The following is a 1379-nucleotide window of genomic DNA, read 5'->3' as shown; positions in this document are numbered from 1 at the left end:
CTTACCGCTCGGCCCGCTTCACCTACACCACGCCACTTTCGTTATTCCGGGCTTTGTGGACGTTCTACCCCGCCCGCTCGGTCTGGTGGGACAATATGCTTCAGCGCCAGTTCAACCAGACGGAACTGGTGCGCGGTGATCGTATGAGAGTGCTCAGGCACTTCGTTCAGAAGAACATTGAAAAACCGGACTATCACGCGAGCGTCGTGACGGTGATCGCCGACATCTACACCAGCCGGTCGGTCCTACACCCTCGGTACGACCAGACCGAGAGCCACTATTCGATGATACTCGACTCGCTGGTTCATTCCGGCGACCTCGCTCGAGACGGTGCCAGCTACTCTATGAAAGACCAGGCGGTGGCGACGCTGGAGAACATGGAGGCCGAGAAGGAACGTCACGACGACAATATCCGACAGCAGAGTCGCATCGGATGGCTGACTGCGGCGCTGATTATCCTAACCATCTTGCAAGCAGGTATTGCGGTCTGGGGTGAACTTACGCCAGACCCGTGACCGTCCAAACTGATCCAGCAAACAACGGCTTAACCACCAGACGCATCACAGTGAAATTTCTCCTTCGCTTTAGCGGCAGACTTTCGCTCTTCTCGGCAAAGAAGACTTTCCGCTTTTGGCCCGCTTCAGTCGGATAGCAAGGCGCCTCGTCTCGATCGATCGAACGAGCTGCAATCATTCCTCCAAGCCGCCTCTGGCACCGAGAGATTATTAAAGCGGTTCTAAATATAGTTCGCATCTTCGCTAATGATCTAAACCGGATAATCTGCGAATCATATTCTGCGAGGCTGGCTAGATTCGCCCGCGTGGGCCTGGGGAGGTTATCGATCACATGGCAAGATGCACGGCACCGAGAGAAGGCCATCGGTCAGCGAGCGCAGCGGCAAACTGTCCTGCATGTCGTGGCCGCTCGCGGTACGGCTATGGCTACAGTAGCGGGTACTCGTCCCCGTCCTATTCGTCGCCTTCCTCCTACTCCTCACCGGCAAGCGGTGGAGGCGGCCGAAGCAGCGGAGGTGGGACTGGCCGTGTAAAAGCGAGTTGGTCGAGGCCCGGTTCGGTTGTATTCTACACCCCTGCGGAAGTGCGGGAACTCACCCCCGTCCGGGCCAACGTTGAAGAACTAGCCTCCACGCGGCCGGAACTCCGTGACGTCTTCCTCTGCCATGCTTGGGACGATCGACAGAAAGCCGCCAAAGAACTGAACGACCTTCTTGAGGCACGCGGAGTCCGGGTCTGGTTCAGCGAGAAGGACATTGGCTTAGGCGAGCCGTTCATGCGCTCTATTGACAAGGGATTGGCGAGTTCGCGAGTGGGGATTGTGTTGGTGACCCCCGCCATGCTGAGTACCCTCCCTAAAGGGGG

The 1379-nt window shown here is 57.7% G+C and carries 2 protein-coding genes; both read left to right on the top strand.

Annotation, left to right across the window (positions count from 1 at the left end):
• The coding region (locus tag AC1DUU_RS32065; RefSeq protein WP_476787325.1) for a hypothetical protein at positions 1-515 on the top strand (515 nt) is incomplete at its 5' end.
• 583 nt (positions 516-1098) lie between these two features.
• The coding region (locus AC1DUU_RS32060; RefSeq protein ID WP_476787324.1) for a toll/interleukin-1 receptor domain-containing protein at positions 1099-1379 on the top strand (281 nt) is incomplete at its 3' end.

This window comes from Aminobacter sp. P4_H6_2 (genome assembly GCF_056400805.1).
The sequence above is the reverse complement of the archived record's forward strand: the minus strand, read 5'-3'. Positions and strand labels throughout refer to the sequence as shown.